At 70.4% G+C, this 16,276-nt stretch carries 11 protein-coding genes, 4 tRNA genes and 1 pseudogene; 9 read left to right on the top strand and 7 right to left on the bottom strand.

The genetic code is table 11. The features are described 5' to 3' along the window. Window positions 1–75 precede the first annotated feature (75 nt). Together K7G59_RS10255 and K7G59_RS10260 are read left to right on the top strand one after the other, a co-directional pair. Window positions 76–978: a D-alanyl-D-alanine carboxypeptidase family protein gene (locus K7G59_RS10255; RefSeq protein ID WP_225832534.1), complete on the top strand. Its 903-nt coding sequence runs from the start codon at window positions 76–78 to the stop codon at window positions 976–978. 138 nt (window positions 979–1,116) lie between these two features. Next, window positions 1,117–2,055, top strand: a complete 939-nt coding sequence (locus K7G59_RS10260; RefSeq protein ID WP_225832536.1) for a D-alanyl-D-alanine carboxypeptidase family protein — start codon at window positions 1,117–1,119, stop codon at window positions 2,053–2,055. A gap of 573 nt (window positions 2,056–2,628) precedes the next feature. Here K7G59_RS10260 and K7G59_RS10270 read toward each other — a convergent pair. Together K7G59_RS10270 and K7G59_RS10275 are read right to left on the bottom strand one after the other, a co-directional pair. Further along, a complete protein-coding gene (locus K7G59_RS10270; protein ID WP_225832539.1) occupies window positions 2,629–2,913 on the bottom strand; it encodes an alpha/beta fold hydrolase in 285 nt (94 codons plus the stop codon). A gap of 187 nt (window positions 2,914–3,100) precedes the next feature. Continuing rightward, the gene (locus K7G59_RS10275; protein WP_225832541.1) at window positions 3,101–3,877 is read right to left on the bottom strand and encodes a hypothetical protein; all 777 of its coding nucleotides are present in this window, start codon (window positions 3,875–3,877) and stop codon (window positions 3,101–3,103) included. A gap of 188 nt (window positions 3,878–4,065) precedes the next feature. Between K7G59_RS10275 and K7G59_RS10280 the strand changes: the two genes are divergently transcribed. The 5 genes from K7G59_RS10280 (at window position 4,066) to K7G59_RS10300 (ending at window position 6,751) form a co-directional block, all read left to right on the top strand. Further along, window positions 4,066–4,136 (top strand) — tRNA-OTHER (locus tag K7G59_RS10280). Between the two features lie 7 nt (window positions 4,137–4,143). Beyond that, window positions 4,144–4,215: transfer RNA gene (locus K7G59_RS10285), tRNA-His, on the top strand. Window positions 4,216–4,222: 7 nt separating this feature from the next. Beyond that, a tRNA-His gene (locus K7G59_RS10290) sits at window positions 4,223–4,294 on the top strand. 10 nt (window positions 4,295–4,304) lie between these two features. After that, window positions 4,305–4,376, top strand: a tRNA-His gene (locus K7G59_RS10295). A 2-nt stretch (window positions 4,377–4,378) separates the two neighbouring features. Beyond that, window positions 4,379–6,751, top strand: coding sequence for a hypothetical protein (locus K7G59_RS10300; RefSeq protein ID WP_225832543.1), 2,373 nt, complete (start codon window positions 4,379–4,381; stop codon window positions 6,749–6,751). 85 nt (window positions 6,752–6,836) lie between these two features. On the opposite strand, the gene K7G59_RS10305 is transcribed toward K7G59_RS10300, so the two are convergent. From K7G59_RS10305 to pdhA, 3 genes are read right to left on the bottom strand one after another with little or no spacing between them, the layout of a single operon-like run. Next, entirely contained in the window at window positions 6,837–8,282 is a 1,446-nt protein-coding gene (locus K7G59_RS10305) for a dihydrolipoamide acetyltransferase family protein (RefSeq protein ID WP_225832546.1), read from the bottom strand. Between the two features lie 11 nt (window positions 8,283–8,293). Beyond that, window positions 8,294–9,259 (bottom strand): alpha-ketoacid dehydrogenase subunit beta, encoded by a 966-nt coding sequence (locus K7G59_RS10310; RefSeq protein WP_225833100.1) that lies wholly within the window; start codon window positions 9,257–9,259, stop codon window positions 8,294–8,296. Between the two features lie 23 nt (window positions 9,260–9,282). Further along, window positions 9,283–10,479, bottom strand: coding sequence for a pyruvate dehydrogenase (acetyl-transferring) E1 component subunit alpha (gene pdhA / locus K7G59_RS10315; protein ID WP_225832548.1), 1,197 nt, complete (start codon window positions 10,477–10,479; stop codon window positions 9,283–9,285). Window positions 10,480–10,934: 455 nt separating this feature from the next. On the opposite strand from pdhA, the pseudogene K7G59_RS10320 reads away from it, so the two are divergent. Next, window positions 10,935–11,696, top strand: a pseudogene (locus K7G59_RS10320) (phosphotransferase); the annotation flags it as partial. 85 nt (window positions 11,697–11,781) lie between these two features. On the opposite strand, the gene K7G59_RS10325 reads toward K7G59_RS10320, so the two are convergent. Next, window positions 11,782–13,371, bottom strand: a complete 1,590-nt coding sequence (locus K7G59_RS10325) for a protein kinase (protein ID WP_225832550.1) — start codon at window positions 13,369–13,371, stop codon at window positions 11,782–11,784. A 353-nt stretch (window positions 13,372–13,724) separates the two neighbouring features. Here K7G59_RS10325 and K7G59_RS10330 point away from each other — a divergent pair, with 353 nt between their 5' ends. Next, window positions 13,725–15,365, top strand: a complete 1,641-nt coding sequence (locus K7G59_RS10330) for a Stk1 family PASTA domain-containing Ser/Thr kinase (protein WP_225832553.1) — start codon at window positions 13,725–13,727, stop codon at window positions 15,363–15,365. Window positions 15,366–15,573: 208 nt separating this feature from the next. Here the strand turns inward: K7G59_RS10330 and K7G59_RS10335 are convergent, their stop codons facing one another. After that, window positions 15,574–16,119 (bottom strand): bacterial proteasome activator family protein, encoded by a 546-nt coding sequence (locus tag K7G59_RS10335; RefSeq protein ID WP_225832555.1) that lies wholly within the window; start codon window positions 16,117–16,119, stop codon window positions 15,574–15,576. Window positions 16,120–16,276: the final 157 nt, after the last annotated feature.

Here is a 16,276-nt window from a genome sequence, read left to right on the forward strand (position 1 = left end):
ATGGGCCCCGGCCTCTCCACCGGTCCCAACGGGGCTGCATCTCAGATGGTTTCACGACAATCGGGGTACATTGCTTTGATTACCGGCATCATGGGCATCCGTATCCGCAGGGCCGCCGCCGTCGCCGTCACGTCCGGTGCCCTGCTCACCACCGGGACCCTCACCACGGCGCCCGCGCAGGCCGTCACGACGCCAAGGATCACCGCCAAGGGCGGCTACGTGATGAACGACGCGGACGGCTCGACGCTGTACGGCAAGGCGGCGGACACCAGGCGCTCCACCGGCTCCACCACCAAGATCATGACTGCCAGGGTGGTCCTCGCACAGCCGCACCTCGACCTCGACGCCAAGGTCACCATCCAGAAGGCTTACAGCGACTACGTCATCGCCCACAACGCCTCCCAGGCGCACCTGATCGTCGGCGACCGGGTCACCGTCCGCCAACTGCTGTACGGCCTGATGCTGCCGTCCGGCTGCGACGCCGCCTACGCGCTGGCCGACAGGTTCGGCTACGGCACCACCCAGGGCGCACGCGTGAAGTCCTTCATCGACAAGATGAACACCACCGCCAGGCGCCTCGGCATGACGCACACGCACTTCGACTCCTTCGACGGCATCGGCAACGGCGCCAACTACTCGACGCCCCGCGACCTGACGACACTCGCCCGCGACGCGATGCGGAACAGCACCTTCGCCTCGATCGTCAGCACAAGGTCGTACCGGGCCAGGACGACCACCAGGACGCGCAGCACACGCACCATGAGCCCGTGGACCAACACCAACGGCCTTCTGGCCGGCTACCGCGGCACGACCGGCGTGAAGACCGGCTCCGGGCCCGAGGCAGGCTACTGCCTGGTCTTCGCCGCGACCCGCAACGGCAGGACGGTCGTCGGCACGGTCCTCGCCTCCACCTCCGTCTCGAACCGCGAGGCGGACGCGAGGAAGCTGTTGGACTACGGTTTCGCCGAACTGGGGTGATTTCCGGTCAACGAGGGCGGCTGCGGGCAGATTTGCCGCCCTCGTGCATCCTTTCGCGCTGCCGGGGCGTCTTCCGATAGTCGCGCCCCTTTCCATCGAGGCGCCTACCAGGCATTTCGTACACTCGGAGCGTTCATAGTGATAACCGTCAACAAGGGCATTCGCGTCCGCAGGGCCGCCGCCGTCGTCATCACCACCGGTGCCCTGCTGGCCGGCGGCGCGCTCGCGGCGCCTGCTCAGGCAGCGACCGCACCCACGGTCAGTGCCAAGGGCGCATTCATGCTCAACAGCGCGACGGGGTCCACCCTTTACAGCAAGGCCGCCGACTACAAGCGGCCCATGGCAAGCACCACCAAGATCATGACGGCCCGTGTCGTCCTGAGCACCACCAACCTGAACCTCGACCAGAAGATCACCATCAAGCAGGCCTACCGCGACTACGTCGCCAACGTGGGCGCGAGCTCGGCGGACCTGAAGACCGGCGACAAGGTCACCGTCCGCCAGCTGCTGCACGCCATGCTGCTGCCGTCGGGCTGCGACGCCGCCATGGCGCTGGCCGACCACTTCGGCACGGGCACGTCGATCTCGGCCCGCACCAAGTCGTTCATCTCCAAGATGAACGCCAAGGCCGTCGACCTCGGTCTGACCAACACGCACTTCGACTCGTTCGACGGCAACTCCACGCAGAACACGAACTACACGACGCCGCGCGACCTCGCCAAGCTCGCGCGCAGCGCGATGAAGTACTCGACGTTCAGCGGCATCGTGAAGAAGCAGAAGACCGTGCAGTACGCCACCACGAGCACCGGCGGCACCCGCACGTACACCTGGTACAACACCAACAAGCTGCTGGGCTCCTACAGCGGTGCGATCGGTGTCAAGACGGGCACCAACACGCCGTCCGGCCCCTGCCTCGTCTTCGCGGCGACCCGCAACGACAAGACGGTCATCGGTGTGATCCTCAACGACCAGTACCGCTACGAGGACGCCGCCAAGATGATGGACTACGCGTTCGGCAGCACCTCGGCGACCACGATGCAGCTGCGCAAGCTCCCCGCAGGCACCCCGCAGGACTGACCTGCCCCGCCTGAAGGCACCGGGCCCGCCGTGAAGCGCCATCGTCACGGCGGGCCCTCTTCACATCTGACCATCGGGACGATCAGGGGTTCGAGCGGCCAAGGGGCCGACGTGAGCAGGGGGCCGACATGATCCGGGAGACGTCGTTTGACGTCCGGAACGTGCTGGGGCCCCGACCGGGACCGCCGGGGTCACGGAGTTGCTCGCCGCACTGCCCTGGGGCGGCGGGCGGACGCCTGCGGCACCGGCTGGCCGCCCACTGGAGCGGCAGCGGCCGAGCCGACGGCTCGATGCCCCTGTGGGCCGCCGCCGTGTTCCCTGCCCCTGATCTCAGCGTTCAATGAGTGTCCGGGGCGGAAGCGGGCGAGAGCCCGGTTCCGGCGACGAAGCCGTCGAGGACCTTTGGAGCGGCACTGCCGACGTCTGAGTCGGTTGCGCACGGGCCTTTCCAGTCGGCCGAGGGCGACCGACGCGAGGTTGGCCAGGCTGCGCTTGATCTGCGCCCATAGTCCTCCAACCGCGTTCAGCTACGGGGCGTAGGCCGGCTAGGCCGGCAGCAGGAACACCGGTTCATCACCACGTCCCGGTGAACCGCTCCGGGGCGTACAGGCACAACGGCCCCAGGTGGGCGCCCCCGACGATCGGGCATGGGTCCGCCAGGCCGTCCATGTCGTAGGCGCGCCGCGTGATCTCGGACCAGCCGAAGCCGCGCAGGTCCCGACAGAGCAGCCGGTACCCGTCGGATGACTGCCCGGCGACCTTGTGCCAGGCCCACGCGGCCGTGGGCAGCCGCGCAGCGTCAGCAGCACGGTGCCGGTTCCGGTGCCGCCGTACCGGGCTGTTGCAGCTAAGTACCACGGACGTCGAGCCTGCGGTGTTGCCGCTGGTATGCCCTCGGGAATCGGCCGCCCGACACGACCACGGCGTGCGGTGCCATGCATGCCCCCTCTCAGGCCGCTGCGGTCCCCCCGTCGGCCCCGCGTCGCCGGGTCAGCAGTCGGCGACGGTGCGAAGGTTCCCTCCTGTCCTTCTCCTCATGGAGCCGTCAGGCGCTGTTGCGGAGACCGGTCGCGGGGAGCTGGTCGTAGGTCTTGAAGGTGTACGAGGCGTCGTACGACAGCAAGTTCCCTTCCGACGCCGGCAGGCCGAGTCGGCGGTTGAGGGGGCGGGTGAGCGGGCCGCAGTGTTCGGCGGCCGGGGCGCTGAAGGTGTCGTCGTACGCCGAGAACTCGATCACCGGGGGGTCCTGGGAGACCCGCTTGGAGGGGCCCGAGCGCTTCATCTGGAAGTCGACGGGGTCGCCCGCCCCTATGACACAGCTCTCCGGCACCATCGGGCCGACGAGCCGGAAGCGGAGGCTGAACTGCCCGGTGTAGAAGTCGGACCGGCCCCCGTACTCCGGTTGTATCGCCAGCCCCGGCTCATCCGCGCGATCGCCTGCCGGGGTTCCGGTCAGTCCTCCCGGTACTGCGGTGGAGGCGCTGTGCATCGCACCCCACACCTGTCCCTTGCTGCCGTCCGGCATCGGGCCTTCGGCGTGCGTCATGACCATCGGGGCAAGTTCCGTCGTGACCTTGCCGATGGTCAACCGCGGTGCGGCGGTGTGCACTTCGCACCTCCATCGGGACGGGTCGGCGCCGTCGGGCAGGGGCGGGCAGTCACTGAAGTCGGCCGCGGACGGAGTGGAGGCCGCATCGGTGGCGGCGTACGCCACGCCCGGCGCGCACAAGGCCGCTGCGCCGGCGAGGACGGCGGCACCTGCGACAGCGGCGACACGGCGGACCGGCGAGGAACCGTGGCGAAAGGCAGTGGATTTCGTCATGTCACCAGCGTGCCGCCGTGGCCACTCCGTCACCATCCGTGACATCCCCGACACCACCCTGAACCTCCCCTGATGTGACGTCAGGGGCCGGTGGCTGACCTGCGGCAGGCGAGGTCGCGTCCGAGCGAGACGGCCTTGACGGAAACCCGTTTGTACGACCACAGCCCCGGCGTCTACCGTCGGTCCATCGACGTGTAGCTCAGCAGCAGAGCACCGGGCTTTCACCCGGAGGGCGCGGGGGCGGAACCCGCCACGTCGGCTAACGACGACGTGTAGCTCAGCAGGAGAGCACCGGGCTGTGGTCCCGGAGGGCGCGGGGGCGGAACCCGCCACGTCGGCTAACGACGACGTGTAGCTCAGCAGGAGAGCACCGGGCTGTGGTCCCGGAGGGCGCGGGGGCGGAACCCGCCACGTCGGCTATGAACGACGACGTGTAGCTCAGCAGGAGAGCACCGGGCTGTGGTCCCGGAGGGCGCGGGGGCGGAACCCGCCACGTCGGCTATGAACGACGACGCTGAGCAGCAGCACCTCGCCCAGGCGAACCCCGGATACGCGGCCGGTCAGCTGGCCGCCGCGCTCCGCACGGCCGCCGCCCACCCGGACCCGGAGACCCGCCGCCGCGGCGAGGAACGCGGCCGTAGGTGGCGTGCGGTCCTGGACGGAATGGCTGACGGCCTGCTGAAGATCGGTTCCCGCACGCCCGTCTCCGGACTGCCCGCGTGGGTCACACCCGAGGTCGTCCGGGGCGGCTTCGCAACCGGCGCGCCGAGCGCGGGCGGCCCCCTGCTCGACTTCGAGATCGCCGTCGCCCGCCGGGCCGGTGTGCCCGAGAAGCGACGAGCCCTGTTCGGCCACTTCCTGTCCGAGGAAGGGCTCGCCCATCTCTACGAACTCCTCGACAGCGGTCGTTACGAGGTGACCGTTCCCGAGGAGGCCGCCCTCCTCACCGTGGCCTGGCTGGTCCGGGCCGGGGAGACGGACGCGGCGCTGGACCTGGTCGAGGAGCTGGCACCGTTCGCGGACCGGCTGCGGTTCAGCCCGCGGCCGTCCGACCGGCCCACGCCCCGGCCCGACGCCTTGCACCGCTGCACGGTCGCCGACGCCTCCGCGGTGCTCGCGCGCCGACGCCCCAGCACGGCCGTCGAGACGCAGCGCGAGGCCTTGGCCATCTGGCAGCCCTTCGGCGACGAACTGCTCCTGCACTGGCTGGAGGTGACGGACGAGGAGGGACGCCTCCGCGTCCCCGGACCCACCGACGCCTGGCACGTACGCTCGGCCGAGCTGCTGCGCCGCTACCGCGACCTGGCCCGGCGTCACACCCACTGCACCAAGCACCTCAACCCCAAGGAGAACCTGGGCATCCTGCGCGGCGCGCTGGAGGAGACCGTCGCCGGAAGGGCCCTGGAGCCGCGACGGCTCGGGCTGCTGCGGCATGCCGTCGCCTCCATGGTCCGGCGGCGAGGGCGGCCCGGCTCCGCGAAGCACACGGCGCTGCGCCGCGACCAGGCCGCCCAGGCCGCGCTGCCCTCGCACCATGCGCTGGCCCGCGTCGTGCTGGCACGGCTGTCCGGCCTGCCGCAGGACGACGGGGTGAGCGACGTCGCGCCCATCGTGGCCCCGGTGAATGCCGAGGAGGCCGCCAGGAGCGGTGGGCGTGGCGAAGCGGCTGGGAGTGGTGTGCCTGCGGGCGCGCACATTCCGTCAGCGGTCCGCCGGCCCGTCGAGGCAGCGCTCAGCGCACCCGTCGGCACGCTCGTGGAGCGCGGTGTCGTCCCCTCGGCGGAGGTCCTGGCCGAGCTGGTCCCTCAGCTCGTCGCCGCCACCACCGCCGCGGCACACCGCGAACCGGTCCTGCGCTCGCTGGCCGCCGCCAACTACCGCGCGTTCCGCAATCGCCGCTCGCTGCTGCTGCTCGACCTCCAGCGGCAGGTGCGGGTGGAGGAGCTGCCGTGGGTGCGCGCCGTCGCCGCCCACCGCACCGACGCAGGGGCCGACGAGGTGGCTGCTGCCGCGCTGCGGGAACTGGGCGGCCTCGCGGTCGTGGCCTTCCCCGGCACGATCCTGCCCAACCTGCTGATCCGTGAACTGTCCGTGCTCGCCCGCCAGGCCGAGCTGGGGGCGCCCTTCGTCGAGGAACTCGCGGCGGACATCTTCATGGGCACGTTCACCCCGAAGTTCCTGACGGCGGCGCGGGTCGCGGCCGAACTCCTCGGCGGGGGCTCCCTCTACGAGCGTTACTACGACATCGACTACCGGGCCGTCCGCAACCTTGCCGTCGTCGAAGCGGGGGATGCGGCACTCCGCTCCCACGGAGCGCGGACGTCCCCCGGGTTCGCCGCGCTGTGCCGGCAGCGGGCCGCTGAGCTCGCACCGGGCACAGGGACGTCCGGCTCCTGGGTCGCCGGGAACGGCGCGGTGATCGAGCAGGCGCAGATCCTCACCACCCACAACCTGGCCACCCTCGTCCACCGGGTCGGCATCGAGCCCGGCGTCGGCTGGGACGAGCTGGCTCTGCGCTGCTTCGACTCGGTGTGCCTGCTGACCGGACGCGTGCACCACAACCCGCGACCGCTGGGCACCATCAAGGATGTCGCCTACGCCTGGCGTCAGATGGTGTTCCACCTGTCGCTGTGCGCACCACAGGAGCAACGGAACGTCCTGGACCGGCTGACCGAGGAGACCGCACGTCGGCCCTGGCACATCGCCGGCCGTCTCGCTCCCGCCCTCACCGGGCTCCGCCAGGTCATGGCCGGCGCCCCGGCCGACGCGGGCACGGGCCGCCGCCTGCTGGGCTGGAGCACCGGCGGACACTGGTTCCGTCCGGACCCGACGCCGAGCAGGGCGCATACGCCTGGGGTGAAGCCTCGTAGGTGACCAACCGGCCCGGAAAGGGTTGCCTGAAGGCTGAGCCACGCACCCGGAGTCGGGTGCGTGGCTCTCTCAGCTCACCGGGTACCGATCACGCCCAGGTGATCAGCCGCTTCGGCTGCTCCAGGATCGCCGCCACGTCGGCCAGGACCTTGGAGCCCAGTTCGCCGTCGACCAGGCGGTGGTCGAAGCTCAGGGCCAGGGTGGTGACCTGGCGCGGCTTGACCTTGCCCTTGTGGACCCACGGCTGGAGCTTGATCGCGCCGACCGCGAGGATCGCGGACTCGCCGGTGTTGAGGATCGGCGTGCCGGTGTCGACGCCGAAGACGCCGACGTTGGTGATGGTCACCGTGCCGCCCTGCATGGCGGCCGGGGACGTCTTGCCCTCACGGGCCGTCGACACCAGTTCGCCCAGTGCCTCGGCCAGCTGGGGCAGCGTCTTGTCGTGCGCGTCCTTGATGTTCGGCACGATCAGGCCGCGCGGGGTGGCCGCGGCGATACCCAGGTTGACGTAGTGCTTGAGCACGATCTCCTGGTTCGCCTCGTCCCAGGAGGCGTTGACCTCCGGGTTGCGCTTGATGGCGACCAGCAGGGCCTTGGCGATCAGCAGGAGCGGGTTGACCCGCAGGCCCTGCATGTCCTTGTCCTGCTTCAGCTCCTCGACCAGCTTCATCGTGCGGGTCACGTCCACCGTCACGAACTCCGTGACGTGCGGTGCGGTGAACGCGGAGTTGACCATCGCCTGGGCGGTCATCTTGCGGACACCCTTGACCGGGACCCGGGTCTCACGTGCACCGTCGTAGGTGACGACCGGAGCGGGGGCCGCCTGTGCGGGGGCGGCCGGAGCGACCGGTGCGGCCGGGGCCACCGGCTCGGCGGGCTTGGCCGGGGCCGCCGCCGCGTGGACGTCCTCACGCGTGATGATGCCGTCCGGGCCGGACGGGGTGACCGTCGCGAGGTCGACGCCGAGGTCCTTGGCCAGCTTGCGCACCGGCGGCTTGGCCAGCGGGCGGGACTTCTCCACGACCGTGGCCTGGCCGGTGTGGCCGTTCATCTCGCCCTGGATCGCCTGCGCCGCAGCCGGAGCCGGGACGGTGGTCACGGCACCCTTGCGGGGACGGCGCTTGGTGGAGGTGGTGGCCACGCCATAGCCGACCAGGACCGGCTGACGGGCCTGCGCCTTGGGTTCCTCGGCCTTGGGTTCCTCGGCCTTGGGTTCCTGCACAGCCGCCACCGGCTCGGCCTTCGGCTGCTCGGCGGGGGCCGGGGCCGCTCCGCCGGACACGTCCACCGCGATGATGGACGTGCCCACGTCGACCGTGGTGCCCTCCGGGAAGTGCAGTGCGCGCACCACGCCGTCGTAGGGGATGGGCAGTTCGACGGCCGCCTTGGCGGTCTCGACCTCGCACACCACCTGGCCGTCGCTGACCGTGTCACCGGGCTGCACGTACCACTTGAGGATCTCGGCCTCGGTGAGTCCCTCGCCCACGTCGGGCATCTTGAACTCGCGTACGGAAGCTTCCGTCATCGTCGTCACGACCCTCTCCCTCAGTACGCCAGCGAGCGGTCGACGGCGTCGAGCACCCGGTCCAGGCCCGGCAGGTACTCCTCCTCCAGGCGCGCCGGCGGGTACGGGGCGTGGTAGCCGCCGACCCGGAGCACCGGGGCCTCCAGGTGGTAGAAGCAGCGCTCCGTGATCCGGGCGGCGATCTCCGCGCCGGAGCCGAAGAACACCGGCGCCTCATGGACCACGACCAGGCGGCGGGTCTTCTCCACCGACGCCTGGATGGTGTCGAAGTCGATGGGCGAGATCGAGCGCAGGTCGATGACCTCGAGGGACTTGCCCTCCTCGGCCGCCGCGTCGGCGACCTCCTGGCACAGCTTCACCATCGGGCCGTAGGCGGCCAGGGTCAGGTCGGCGCCCTCGCGGACCACACGCGCCTTGTGCAGCGGGCCCGGGATGGCCTCGGTGCTGACCTCGGCCTTGTCCCAGTAGCGCCGCTTGGGCTCGAAGTAGATCACCGGGTCGTCGCTCTGGATGGCCTGCTGCATCATCCAGTACGCGTCGGAGGCGTTGGAGGGGCTGACGATCTTCAGACCGGCCACGTGCGCGAACAGCGACTCGGGGGATTCCGAGTGGTGCTCGACCGCGCCGATGCCGCCACCGTAGGGGATGCGGACGACGACCGGCAGCTTCACCTTGCCCAGGGAGCGGGCGTGCATCTTCGCGAGCTGGGTGACGATCTGGTCGTACGCCGGGAAGACGAAGCCGTCGAACTGGATCTCCACCACCGGGCGGTAGCCGCGCAGGGCCAGGCCGATCGCGGTGCCGACGATGCCCGACTCGGCGAGCGGGGTGTCGATGACACGGCTCTCGCCGAAGTCCTTCTGCAGGCCGTCCGTCACGCGGAAGACGCCGCCGAGCTTGCCGACATCCTCGCCCATGATGACGACCTTGGGGTCCGCTTCCAGGGCACGGCGCAGCGACTCGTTGATCGCCTTGGCCATTGCCATGGTCTTGGTCTCTGCTGCCATGATCAGACCCCCTCGGCCTCTGCATCCGCGAACGACGCCTGGTAGGCGGCGAACTGGGCGCGCTCCTCGTCGACGAGCGCGTGCCCGTCCGCGTACACGTTCTCGAAGATGGCGAAGTGGTCCGGGTCCGGCATCGCACGGACCGCTTCGCGCACTCGTTTGCCCAACGCCTCGGACTCGGCCTCGAGTTCCGCGAAGAATCCCTCGTCCGCGTGGTTTGAGGCCTCCAGGTACCGGCGAAGACGCAGGATCGGGTCCTTCGCCTCCCAGGCGGCGCGCTCGTCGTCGTGCCGGTAGCGGGTGGGGTCGTCGGAGGTGGTGTGGGCGCCCATGCGGTACGTGAACGCCTCGACCAGGGTGGGGCCCTCGCCGTTGCGGGCGCGCTCCAGCGCCCACTTGGTGACCGCGAGACAGGCCAGCACGTCGTTGCCGTCCACCCGCACGCCCGGGAAGCCGAAGCCCTGCGCGCGCTGGTAGAGCGGAACACGGCTCTGCTTCTCGGTGGGCTCGGAGATCGCCCACTGGTTGTTCTGGCAGAAGAACACCACGGGGGCGTTGTAGACCGCGGAGAAGGTGAACGACTCGGCCACGTCGCCCTGGCTGGAGGCGCCGTCGCCGAAGTAGGCGATGACGGCCGAGTCCGCGCCGTCCTTGGCGATGCCCATCGCGTAGCCGGTGGCGTGCAGCGTCTGGGAGCCGATGACGATCGTGTACAGCTGGAAGTTGTTGCTGTTCGGGTCCCAGCCGCCGTTGTTCACCCCGCGGAACATGCCGAGCAGGTTGGTCGGGTCGACACCGCGGCACCAGGCGACGCCGTGCTCTCGGTAGGTCGGGAAGACGTAGTCGTCCTCACGGGTGGCCCGGCCGGAGCCGATCTGCGCGGCCTCCTGGCCGAGCAGCGACGCCCACAGGCCCAGCTCGCCCTGGCGCTGCAGCGAGGTGGCCTCGGCGTCGAAGCGGCGGGTGAGCACCATGTCGCGGTACAGGCCGCGCAGCTCTTCGGGGGTGATGCCGGCGACGTAGGTGTCGTACTCGGCGTTCTTGACCCGCTTGCCCTCCGGCGTCAGAAGCTGCACCAGTTCGGTGCCGTTGCTCGTCTTCTTCGCGGTGGTGCGGGTGGTGCGCTCGGTGCCGGTCGTGCCGGCCTTGCCTGCGGCGGTGCGTCGCGGCTTGCGCGCGGCACTGCTCTCCACGGTCACGTGTGCTCCTCCGTCGGTCCGGCCCCCGGGGTTGCCGGTAGGCCAGTGCGGCTCACCTGTTGTCGACCACGGGGCACGGGGTGGGTGCCACTCGGCCGGGAACAGGCGTGACAGGTGCCCCGGCGAGCGCCCTGCAACATTCACGTTACCCAGTGCTCCACATTTCTGTGAAACCCCTTCTGACCTGCGTTTTTGCTTGGATTTCCAAGTAAAGACGCAAGGACTCGAAGGTCGCTGGTCACAGCCTTGCAGGCGGCCGGAGCTACGGCACGTTATCCCGGCGACCCCGGACACGGGAAGAGTCAATCTGTGAGACCGGTCGCCTCCCCACAGGATGAAAAGTCATATTTTCAAGACTGAAATGCGACTGACGATGACTGCCGGTGACAAGTCCCAGCTCACGGCTTTCCTTTCCGCGCCCAAGCATCTGGCACGTGCCGCGCTCTCGGATACCACCCCAGCACCACTTCGACCCCGACACCGCCGATCCCGCCGCCATCGAGCGCCGGCACCGGACCACCCAGTGCCGGCCGACCTCGGGCGTCCCGGTCGCCCCGCCGCTCGCGCACCGCGAGGGCCGCACCGTGGCCGTCGTCGGCGGCCACGCCTACCCCCTGCCCCCTGGATCGACGACAGACACCGTCACGGCGGGCAGCTCACCGCGCCCAGGGCGCACGCCTGGGGGCGCTCCTGGGGCTCCTGAAGCTCATGGGACTTTTGGGGCTCATGGGTGCTCCTGGGGGCCGTACACGCGTGTCGGGAGCGCGCGGCGGGCCCTGGTGGAGCAGCACGCGCACCCGGGCCCGCCGCGCGGCGGCTCGATCGGCTGGGTGCACGGGGACTTCCACCGTTCAACCTGCTCTGCGAGGGGGATGGCCCTGCCGCCGTCGTGGACTGGGACGGGCTCGGCGTGCAGGCCCGCGCGGAGGGGACCGTACGCGCCGCCGCGATCTTCGCCGTACGGCCCGCGGGAGCGCTCGACCTGCCGAAAATGCGGTCCTACGCGCGCGTACCGGGACGCGACCGGGGCCGCGCCCTCGGAGCTGGCGGCTGCCGTGCACCGCGTGTGATGGGACCGCCTGAACGACTTCTGGATGCCTCGCCGGCACTACGAGCGCGGCGACACCCGCGCGGACTGCCAGTTCCCGGCCGCCTCCGCGCTCGCGGTGTGGTGGATGCGCGAGTACGACGTGGTGTCCGACGCGTTCGCGCAGTGACGACCGTTCACCGTCCCGGCAATTTCTTCGGGCTGACGCCGCCTCACGGAGACGCCGTCACCGTCTCAGGGGGCGTAGGACCGCTTCAAGGGCTGGTGCCCGCATCGGTGCCGCCGACCGTGGTGCCCGTGTCCGTGCCGCCGGTGCCCGGGTCCGTCGGCGGGTCCGTCGGCTCGGTGGGGGTGGTCTGCGGAGCAGTCGGCTGCGGCGAGGTCTGCGGAGCCGTCGGCTGGTCGGTCGGGGCGGAGCTGGCCGTCTCGGACGGGGTGACCGACGGCGTGGACGACTGCGACCAGCCAGGACCGGTGCCCGTTTGCGAGCTGCCACCCCCGGTGGTCGAGCCGCTCGGCTCGTGGGTGGTCTCCTCGGACGGGGTCGCCGAGGGCGTCTTGTGCTTCGTGCTCTTGGAGTGGGTCGCCGTCGGCGTGCTGCCGCCGCCGCTGCCCCCGTTGCCGTTTCCGTGGTTCAGCGCCACGGCCACGCCCGCCGCGATCGCGATCACCGCCAGGACGGCGAGGATCCACAGCTTGCCGCGCCCGCTGCCCTTGTTGCCGTGCCCTTCGAAGCCGCCGTCGTCACCATTGCCGTATCCGGCGGGCAGCAGCGGCTGTGGGATCTGCGTGGTGCCCGAGGCGTCCATCGGGTGCGGCATGGCGGTCGTCCGCGCGAAGCCGCCCGACGGGGTCCGGCGGCCGTCGTGCATGTCCACCGGGCCGGTGTTCCAGGTGCCGGTGTGCGCGCCCTGCTCGTAGAGCATCTGCAGCCCGTACTGGACCAGGCCGCGCATCTCCTCGGCCGTCTGGAAGCGGTCGTCGGGCTCCTTGGCGAGCGAGCGCATGACCAGGCCGTCCAGCTCCGGCGGGCACCCGCCGTCGGAGATCTGCGACGGCGGCACCGGCATGTCCTGGACGTGCTGGTAGACCACCGACAGCGGCGTCTCGCCGGTGAAGGGGGGCCGCAGCGCGAGGAGTTCGTAGAGCAGACAGCCGGTCGCGTACAGGTCGGAGCGGTGGTCGACGGCCTTGCCGAGCGCCTGCTCCGGGGAGAGATACTGCGGCGTGCCCATGACCATGCCGGTCTGCGTCATCGTCGTCGACGCGCCGTGCAGGGCCCGGGCGATGCCGAAGTCCATCACCTTGACGGCGCCGCTGTCAGTGATGATCACGTTGGCCGGCTTGATGTCACGGTGCACGATGCCGTGCTGGTGCGAGTAGGCGAGCGCCTCCAGCACCCCGGAGACGATGACCAGGGCCTGCTCGGGGCCCGGCGCCTCGGCGTTGATCAGCAGATCCCGGATGGTGCGGCCCTCGACCAGCTCCATCACGATGTACGGCACGGACTGGCCGCCGACCACGTCCTCGCCGGAGTCGTACACGGCGACGATCGCATGGTGGTTGAGCCCGGCGACCGACTGTGCCTCACGCGTGAAGCGGGCCTTGGAGACCGGGTCCTCGGCGAGGTCGGCACGCAGCAGCTTGACCGCGACCGTACGGCCCAGGCGCACGTCCTCGGCCGCGAAGACCTCGGCCATGCCGCCCCGGCCCAGCCGGTGGGTCAGCCGGTACCTGCCGTCGCCGACGAGCCCTCCGTTGCCCCACGTCTCCGGCGCGTCTGCCATGCCGCCGCCAGTCGCCTCGGGGTCGGACGGGCCCTGGGCGCTGTGCGTCTGTGCCATCGGTCCTCGCCGTCGTCTCTGCCCGCGGTGCGCGCGGTGTTGTCACGGGTCTCCGTCGGCCACGCTACAGCCTCCGTGGAAACCACCGGCCCGGAACCGGAACCAGGACCGCCCGCAGCCGGACCGGCCATCAAACCCGCAGCGCACGCTGTCGTGCAAGTTCTGTGAGCCGGGCGTACACCACCCGTAACGCTTGCGCGACGCTTCTTTCGCGTACGGTCACGGAACGGGCACCGAGCTTGACGTGTCACTGCCCTAGGGCAGACTTGGCCGGGAATGACATATTCGATCAAGGCCTATCCGATCAACTCGGTCAACGAAGGCGCCGGACGGCCAATGGGGGACGCGGAGAGATGAGCCAGGACGGCGCACAGGGCCGGCATGTGGGGCAGGCGGTGGCCGGAGGCCGCTATCAGCTGCGCGACCTGCTCGGCGAGGGCGGCATGGCCTCGGTGCATCTGGCGTACGACGCCGTGCTCGACCGCCAGGTCGCGATCAAGACCCTGCACACCGAACTCGGCCGGGAACAGGCCTTCCGCGAGCGCTTCCGCCGCGAGGCCCAGGCCGTGGCCAAGCTCACGCACACCAACATCGTCTCCGTCTTCGACACCGGCGAGGACGAGCTGGGCGGCATGACGACTCCGTACATCGTCATGGAGTACATCGAGGGCCGCCCGCTGGGCTCGGTCCTGGAGGACGACATCCGCCAGTACGGTGCGATGCCCGCCGACAAGGCGCTGAAGATCACCGCCGATGTGCTGGCGGCACTGGAGATCAGCCACGAGATGGGGCTGGTCCACCGCGACATCAAGCCGGGCAACGTCATGATGACCAAGCGCGGTGTGGTCAAGGTCATGGACTTCGGCATCGCCCGTGCCATGCAGTCCGGCGTCACCTCGATGACCCAGACCGGCATGGTGGTCGGCACTCCGCAGTACCTCTCGCCCGAGCAGGCCCTCGGCCGGGGCGTGGACGCCCGCTCCGACCTGTACTCGGTCGGCATCATGCTGTTCCAGCTGGTCACCGGGCGGCTGCCGTTCGACGCGGATTCACCGCTGGCGATCGCGTACGCGCACGTGCAGGAGGAGCCGGTGGCGCCCTCCTCGATCAACCGATCCCTGCCGCCGGCGGTGGACGCACTGGTCTCCCGTGCACTGAAGAAGAACCCGAACGAGCGCTTCCCGACCGCCGAGGCGATGCGCGACGAGTGCCTGCGCGTCGCCGCGTCCTTCCAGGCGGCCGCGCCGAGCATCGTGCCCGGCACGGCGGGGCAGAGCGGCTCTGGCGTCGGCTCCGCGGTGTTCCCGCCGGTCGACCAGGCGACGCCCACGCCCACCGGGCCGGTGCAGTCGCCGTACCAGCCGACACCGGTCCCGAGCCCGTACGGCGCCCCGACGCCCGCTCCCGCCCCCTCGTACGGCTACCCGCAGCAGGGCGGCTACCAGACGCCTCCCCCGATGGGTTACGGCCAGCAGACGCCCGCCACGCCTCCTCCGTACGGCGGCACGCCGTCCACGGCCGTGCAGCCCGCCGGCTCGGGTGGCGGCAAGAGCAACAAGCCGGTGATCATCGGCTCGGTCGCGGTGTCCCTCGTCGCGGTCGTCGGCCTGATCGTCGCACTGACGCTGAACAGCGGCGGCAGCGACGACAAGGGCGGCAGCACCAACGCGAGCGCGTCGGCCTCGCCCTCCCACGCACCCGGCTACCGCGGCCCGGACACCAGCAAGGTCATCGACAAGACCAAGTGCACCGAGCCGACGGAGTCGTACGACGACCCGGACAAGGTCATGCTGCCGGACTTCCGGTTCAAGTACATCAAGTCCGTCAAGGCATGTGCACAGGCGGCGGGTTGGCGGGTGAAGGTGGTGTACGTCGACGACAACACCTGGGGCGACGGCGCGGTCATCGACCAGTTCCCCAAGGAAGACACCGACGTGGACCCGAAGAACGTCGAGATCCAGCTCAACGTGTCCACGGGCAACCCCGCGCAGTGACCCGGTAAGGGGGCGGCCGCCGTCAATCGGCTGCCGTCGGGGAGGCACCTCCGGGGTCGCCAGGCAGGCCCTGCTGGAGGAGCGGAAAACCCGAAAGGGTGGACTGCACAGAGGCTTTGACGCCCACTCAGGGAATGCCGCCTGACGCAGACTGAGCCGCAGGGCCCGGCGGTGGTTCGCCGGGCCCTGCGTGCTGGGGTGAGCCGTTTTACAGGTACGGTCCGCCCGCTCGGCCGCCGGTTCGGTGTTCGTCGGGGCCCTCGTGGCCGCCCACGCCCGGCGGGAGCGCGCGGCGCATCTGCTCCAACTGGGCCCGCGCGGCCATCTGCTGGGCGAACAGCGTCGTCTGGATCCCGTGGAAGAGGCCCTCCAGCCAGCCCACGAGCTGCGCCTGCGCGATGCGCAGTTCGGCATCGCTCGGGGTCGCTTCGTCGGTGAACGGCAGGGAGATCCGCTCCAGTTCCTCGACCAGCTCGGGCGCCAGACCGTCCTCCAGCTCCTTGACCGAGCTGCGGTGGATCTCCTTGAGCCGGGCCCGGCTCGCCTCGTCCAGAGGAGCCGCGCGCACCTCCTCCAGGAGCTGCTTGATCATGCTGCCGATCCGCATGACCTTGGCAGGCTGCTCGACCTGCTCCGTCACCGGAATCTCGCGGGAGTCCTCGTCCCCGTTACCACCGCTGAGCGCCATGCCGTCCTGGCCCACGACCAGGATCTGCGGGTTCTCCGGCGACCTTTCGTTCCTCGGCATCTCCATGCCGCCATTCTCTCGCACCCCTACACCTCATCACCGTGGTGCCCCCTGGCGCGGGCGATCCACCATAAACGCCGGCCTTCGACCCTTCGGACCAACCCGGAATGCCGGGTCCGCCATTGAATGTGAGGCTGGAAATCCATCGGTTCTTCCGTCGGCT

It is taken from the genome of Streptomyces sp. NK08204 (assembly GCF_020400585.1).
Taxonomy (GTDB): domain Bacteria; phylum Actinomycetota; class Actinomycetes; order Streptomycetales; family Streptomycetaceae; genus Streptomyces.

Excerpts from the sequence above, each read along its gene's own strand:
- K7G59_RS10275 (WP_225832541.1), bottom strand. The coding sequence starts at position 3,877 with ATGACGAAATCCACTGCCTTTCGCCACGGTTCCTCGCCGGTCCGCCGT.
- K7G59_RS10300 (WP_225832543.1), top strand. The coding sequence starts at position 4,379 with ATGAACGACGACGCTGAGCAGCAGCACCTCGCCCAGGCGAACCCCGGA.
- K7G59_RS10310 (WP_225833100.1), bottom strand. The coding sequence starts at position 9,259 with ATGGCAATGGCCAAGGCGATCAACGAGTCGCTGCGCCGTGCCCTGGAA.
- K7G59_RS10325 (WP_225832550.1), bottom strand. The coding sequence starts at position 13,371 with ATGGCACAGACGCACAGCGCCCAGGGCCCGTCCGACCCCGAGGCGACT.
- K7G59_RS10330 (WP_225832553.1), top strand. The coding sequence starts at position 13,725 with ATGAGCCAGGACGGCGCACAGGGCCGGCATGTGGGGCAGGCGGTGGCC.
- K7G59_RS10335 (WP_225832555.1), bottom strand. The coding sequence starts at position 16,119 with ATGGAGATGCCGAGGAACGAAAGGTCGCCGGAGAACCCGCAGATCCTG.